A 5,727-nucleotide genomic window follows, 5' to 3' on the forward strand; every position below is an offset into this window, starting at 1 on the left:
AAATAGTGGTGCCCATTAAGGTCCTTCTTTCTAATGGAATGTTGTGGTAACACCATTAAAGACCTTGATGGGTTTTTCTGTCTACTTAAATGTTCAACTTAAATTTTACAATCTGCCATATTTAAAATAAAAGTGATTGTCGTTTATGAAACTACATGATGTAGTAACGGTAACCACTTTTATTTATCTAAATTTGAATGTGTATTGTTTCCAGTGCAGAATCCCTTTATCCATATTCTTTTACATATAATAGGAAGAAACTTTTACTAATATGGTCCTCAAACTACTTTAACGTCCACTGGTACCAGCGGTCACAGTGAAAGAATAATATCCAACTACTAATCACTATTGCCTTTAACCCATTTTCAATAACACAATTTATTTGGTGCCAGGCGTGCCAGGTTTTGGAACAAAAACATAATAAATAATAATTAACTACTAAATTCAACATCAATTACTATTATTTTTCTTCTTAATTAGTTAATTTAAAAGGTTCTGTTCAAAACCTGACACCTTTGACACTTTTTCTCTCAACACCTTGATACCACTGGCTTTATCCATCATTTCTCCATTGACACCATAATTATTGAAAAGTGTCCCAATGCTTGATATAACAATAATCTACTGGCGTCAGCTTAACTAACACCAGATTGACACCAATGGAGTTAATAACTGACACTTTTCAAATTTTAAAATCTAGTGCCAAAAATGGTGTCGCACATTGAGTAAAATGTGTCAGCTTACCCGACACCTAATTTCAGTCTGGCTATGTAGATTCTCAACCATTCGCACTATATTTAATACAAGCCTGTTCAAAAACTTGAAAGTAAGTGAATGAAGGGGCTGGGCCTATAACATCAAGCTTTAATGATGTTCAGAAACTTATGGTCAAAAAGGATGGATTGAAATGACGGAATATGGCTATGCTAGAGTGTCTACAAAAGGACAAGAACTAGCAGATCAAATTAATCAATTGCAGAATGCTGGAATCAGTGATGATTGTATCTTTTCCGAAAAATTTACGGGTACCACTACTGACCGCCCACAATTTGCTAAATTCACTCAATTGGTAAAGCCGGGTGATGTGATTACGGTTACTAAGCTGGATCGGTTAGCTAGAAATACCCGGGAAGCATTAAATGTGATTGACCCACTAATGAATCAAGGAGTGAAGATCAATGTGCTTAACATTGGTATGTTAGAAAACTCAACTGTGGGTAAATTAGTTAAAACGATTCTCTTAGCAGTGGCAGAAATGGAGCGGGATATGATTGTGGATCGGACCCAAGAAGGAAAACGTTATGCTAAGCTGCACCGGTCTGATTATCATGAAGGACGCCCCAAAAGAGCGATTACTCTGCACTATCCAGCCGCTTATGAGTATTTGCTTACTCATTCCTATAAGCAGACTGCGAGTGCTTTTGATATTTCGATTTCCAATTTGCAACGGATTCGAAAGCAGGTGGAGCAAAATAATATAGCTTAGTTTCAAAAAAATATATATTATTTTGCGCTGGAGGATTTGAAAAATGGTAAAATGTTATACTTCATTTATATATTGGATTGATACTACCGGCTTAGACTGGCAAAGTGATGAAATCATTCACCTAACCATAACGGATCTATTGGGTAACATTGTGTTCTCACACTTGTTCAAACCAGTAAAAATTAAAAGCTGGGACCCGACTCTGCAAGGTTTCCACATCACACTAGAAGATGTGGCTAACCAACCAGCATTCAATGAATACTTGCCAACTCTTCAAAAGCTGTTTAACCAAGTTGATACTTTAATTGGCTTCGGTAACACAACTTTTGATGATTGGTTTCTTCAACAGGCTGAAATCAAATTGCCACAGGTGATGGAAGTCGATGTGCAGCAACAACTCTTTAAAAGGTATCAGTTGTTTGATCACGCTCCATCAATTTATGAATGCGCTGATTATTTTCACTACCCATTGAATCCAAAGACAGCTGATTATACTGACTACCTCAAAGCCGTTGCTTATTGTTACTGCCAAATACTAGAAAAATACACCAATTAAAAAAGCTGGTTGATGAGATCAAGTGATGATTTCATCAACCAGCTTCGTTGTTATTTATCCAAATTTTCTTTGAGGTTCAGTCTTAAACGCAGAGCAGCTACTTCTTTCTTCAACCGCTTTTTCTCTGCTTGGTCAGTCTGATGTTTGAGTTCCATCTTTTCTACAAAGTCACTAATCTCTTCTACCGCGGCCGGTGCTAACAAAGTTGCGATAATCTTATCGCGCCTCCTCACAGAAATTGAGACACCAGCTTTTTCACTATACTTAGCAAGATACTCAAAGTTCCGTAGAAATTCCCCAGTTTTTACATTATAAGTTAAATGTTGTTGTTTGTGTAACATGACATCTGTCTCCTTTGGAATAATTGTTTTCATCATTATTCTAATGAAAAGATTTTAAAATATATTTTTCGCTGTTAATTTTACTTAAAATTATATATACTATAAGAGAGGTGATTGACATGTTAAATATGAATATCAAGCCCGTGTCTGCCTTGCGGGATTATAATAAACTACTCAAAGAAGTTGACGCCGATAACCCTGTTTTCCTCACTAAAAATGGTTATGGAAAATATGCCATTGTTAATATTGAGAACTACGATCGTTTTGTCAATGGCATTAAACTCTTAAAGGACCTTCAACAGGCTTCTAATGAAAAGGGATTATACACTATGGATGAAGTTTTTGGAGATCTTGACTAGTGAAAAAATATCAAATTAGATTTAAGGGAGCAGCTAAACAAGACATTACTTCCTTATATAATTACTTAAAACAGCAATTTGGTAGCCAAGTTGCTTATCAAAAAGTTAATGATTTACAAGATTCTATCAGTAAATTGTCCAATCTACCTGGCCTTGGAAGAGACGCCTCAGAACTTTCCGAAGTTCTAACAGCTTACATCTAACAAAAAATACTGTTTTCTATCAGATCCTTAGTAATGAAAGTCGTGTAGAGATTTTAAGAATCTACAGTAATCGTATGGATGTTCTAGAACATTTGCTTAGTGATTTTACAGATTACGATCATAATGAATAATTTAATATACGAAAAAATACCAGTACAGTTCTGCTTTGAGTCTGTACTGGTACTTTAGCCATTTTGTAATAACTGTCCAATCCTTTCTATTCGGTAACATTGTTTTTTTACACTTGTTTAAACCAGTAAAAATTAAAAGTTGGCATTCATCTCTACAAGGTGTCACAAACAAGCACTTGCCCCCCCCACATATTCAATATATAATAAATTGTGTATTAGAAAGAGGGTATAAAATTTGGACGAATTACATAAGCAACAAGTAGCAAAACGACAACGATTTGCTATTAAGAAATTAACGGTTGGAACGGCATCTGTCCTTGTTGGTTTAACCTTCATTATTAGTGGTAATGCCAAGGCAGATGACGCGACAGTTGCTACTCAAAATACATCCACGACTCAAGTGACTGATCCACAAGTTAGTGCCAATTCAAGCAATATTCGGATTAGCGACGAATCAAATACGGTTGGTCATCAAACTTCATCAACATTAGTTCCAAATAAAACAACAACGACAGCGCAACAAATGCCGATAATCAATAAAATAACAGCAAAACAACCACTGCCCAGTAAGTACAACATTACTATGAATTTTCGCGATGTCACCCTACATAAGCCAATTCAAGTGATTAGTAATGGTCATTATGTATTCAAACAACCTTTCAAGCAGACCGCAATTCGACCAGGGGATAGTGTGGATCAAGAATTTACTGTGGCCGGTTATAAATTAATGAATTCAGAAGTTTTGAATAAGTATTTCTATTTTGATAAACAAGGTAATACCTACCTTAAGAAAGGTATTACTACGCAAGACATTAACATTAATTTAGATTACGCATCATTGTCACCAATCAAAATAGAGTATGTTGATGTAGATAACGGGCATATTTTAGCATCAATCGTTCTAGATAGTTTCTGGATGGCCCCTGAATCTCCACAACACCGTGCTGGTGATAAGAAAGCACCGGATGCATCACGCTATGAAGCCGCAGCCATTAATATTCCTGGATATAAATTAGTTTCTGAACCTGTTTTAAAGGGTAAAATCACTGGTCAAACTCGAAATTCGTTAGCTGATCCTAACTATGTTTATTTAACTTTCAAGTATAAGAAGGTTATGAAAAATAATTCTGATAGTAATAGGACTGAATTGTTACTTGTTCCAGAAGAAACAAATCTACCGTACAAACTCTTTACGATTGCTGGTAGCTATGGCGAAAGGATTGACCTAAACAATGGTAATTATGAGAAAAAAATGAGTGAGGAGATTAGCCATTGCGAAAAACAAGGTTACTCCTATATAGGAAGTACAGGGACATATCTTAATTCTGATTATTTCAATTGGTACGCTAAAGGGATACATGTTTACTTGCTACCAAACAAACCAGTAACTGTGAGGTACATTGATGAGCAAGGAAATGTGCTTAGGAATAATGATACGCTTGCGTTCAACCTAGATAATCCTAACCAAAAAAATAATGGGGTTAATCCGCAAAAAGGCTGGTATGCAAAGGGTCCATGGCAAGTCCAACCTAAGAAAATTAAAGGTTATCGTCTTGTTCGTACTCTTGGAGCGACGAGTGGCCAGTATACTGTATACCAGTACATCACAACTTTTGTTTACACTAAGGACACAGATCCAACTGATCCCAAAACGCCAGAGACAACAACAACAACTGATCCAAAGACACCAAGCGATAAGCTTCCGGACAATCCTGGCAAGAACTATCCAAAGGGTGTTGACACGACTGATTTGAATAAGACAATCACGCCCGGTGTGTCCTTGATCCCAACTAATGATCATCAAGGACAAGGAACACCAGCTACTAATACGCCTACGAACACTACTCCTAATGGAAATGCTGTTACTGGCAAACGCAAACTAGAAGGTAATGTTCCTAACATGTACACTGGGAAGACGATTACGTTTCAACCAACGACAGCTAAGGATAACCAACTACCACAAACTGGTAATAACAATAGCTTAACATTAATGGGCTTAGGTGCCTACACCTTATTGGGAATGTTTGGCCTTGCTGCTGTAAACAAGAAGCGCAAGTAATCAAATTAGCTCTACAATTTTGACCTTTTGTCAATCATTACTGATGAGGTATTTTGATGAGGTTAGTTTAAGTAGCGAAGCTGCTTGAGCTGACCTTTTCTTTTAGCTTAGTTTTTACCATGAGATTTGAGAGCTAGTAGACTTCGGATACGGGAATCATCAAAGTTGCGAAAACCATAAGCTATTCTTCTAATGGTCTTAATCTTATTATTGTAAGCAGTCGTTATCAATACGGGTTGAAAAAAGGAACTCTACAATTGTAAGTACTGATGAATTTAACATCAGTGCTTATTTTGGTTTTCTACGAATAGTCAAGGATATTAAGAATTCCTTGGAATTTAGCTGGATAGAAAAGTTAATTAAATAATTAAAATGGCTCAAAGTTAAATTTAAAGTATAACAAAGCAAGCTCATGAACTAGATTTATTTTTCATGGGTTGTACAATAATAGTAACAATCAATCTTAAATTATACTGTCAACACCGATTTTAAAATGTAGGATTTCACCGGTTTAAAAATGTCGTTTTTCACCGATTTACTTTTGTGTCTTTGTGTGTTCTTGATAATCTTTCATTCGATATGATTTTCCAGT

Annotated in this window: 6 protein-coding genes and 1 pseudogene; 5 read left to right on the plus strand and 2 right to left on the minus strand. The window is 35.9% G+C overall.

Annotated elements, in window-relative coordinates:
* The first annotated feature begins 907 nt into the window (after positions 1 to 907).
* Positions 908 to 1,486, plus strand: coding sequence for a recombinase family protein (locus HUK49_RS10170; protein ID WP_191913637.1), 579 nt, complete (start codon positions 908 to 910; stop codon positions 1,484 to 1,486).
* 43 nt (positions 1,487 to 1,529) lie between these two features.
* Positions 1,530 to 2,042, plus strand: coding sequence for an exonuclease domain-containing protein (locus tag HUK49_RS11390; protein ID WP_235981133.1), 513 nt, complete (start codon positions 1,530 to 1,532; stop codon positions 2,040 to 2,042).
* 50 nt (positions 2,043 to 2,092) lie between these two features.
* Here HUK49_RS11390 and HUK49_RS10180 read toward each other — a convergent pair whose 3' ends face one another.
* On the minus strand, positions 2,093 to 2,383 hold the full coding sequence (locus HUK49_RS10180) for a hypothetical protein (RefSeq protein WP_163705784.1): 291 nt from the start codon (positions 2,381 to 2,383) through the stop codon (positions 2,093 to 2,095).
* A 119-nt stretch (positions 2,384 to 2,502) separates the two neighbouring features.
* Here HUK49_RS10180 and HUK49_RS10185 point away from each other — a divergent pair, with 119 nt between their 5' ends.
* From HUK49_RS10185 to HUK49_RS10195, 3 genes are all read left to right on the plus strand, one after another.
* Positions 2,503 to 2,742, plus strand: a complete 240-nt coding sequence (locus HUK49_RS10185; RefSeq protein WP_006917147.1) for a type II toxin-antitoxin system prevent-host-death family antitoxin — start codon at positions 2,503 to 2,505, stop codon at positions 2,740 to 2,742.
* On the plus strand, positions 2,742 to 2,945 hold the full coding sequence (locus HUK49_RS11585; protein WP_326515963.1) for a type II toxin-antitoxin system RelE/ParE family toxin: 204 nt from the start codon (positions 2,742 to 2,744) through the stop codon (positions 2,943 to 2,945). Before HUK49_RS10185 ends, HUK49_RS11585 begins: the two co-directional genes overlap by 1 nt.
* Positions 2,946 to 3,311: 366 nt before the next feature.
* Complete coding sequence (locus HUK49_RS10195) at positions 3,312 to 5,135, plus strand: YSIRK-type signal peptide-containing protein (RefSeq protein ID WP_191913638.1); 1,824 nt, start codon at positions 3,312 to 3,314, stop codon at positions 5,133 to 5,135.
* A gap of 128 nt (positions 5,136 to 5,263) precedes the next feature.
* On the opposite strand, the pseudogene HUK49_RS11590 reads toward HUK49_RS10195, so the two are convergent.
* Positions 5,264 to 5,347 (minus strand): annotated as a pseudogene (locus tag HUK49_RS11590) (transposase); the annotation flags it as partial.
* Between the last annotated feature and the right edge of the window lie 380 nt (positions 5,348 to 5,727).

It is taken from the genome of Limosilactobacillus portuensis (genome assembly GCF_014838735.1).
Lineage (GTDB): Bacteria > Bacillota > Bacilli > Lactobacillales > Lactobacillaceae > Limosilactobacillus > Limosilactobacillus portuensis.

Bases quoted from the DNA above. Each gene is read 5' to 3' on its own strand.
- HUK49_RS10185 (WP_006917147.1), top strand. From the start codon at position 2,503: ATGTTAAATATGAATATCAAGCCCGTGTCTGCCTTGCGGGATTATAAT.
- HUK49_RS11390 (WP_235981133.1), top strand. From the start codon at position 1,530: ATGGTAAAATGTTATACTTCATTTATATATTGGATTGATACTACCGGC.
- HUK49_RS10170 (WP_191913637.1), top strand. From the start codon at position 908: ATGACGGAATATGGCTATGCTAGAGTGTCTACAAAAGGACAAGAACTA.
- HUK49_RS10180 (WP_163705784.1), bottom strand. From the start codon at position 2,383: ATGTTACACAAACAACAACATTTAACTTATAATGTAAAAACTGGGGAA.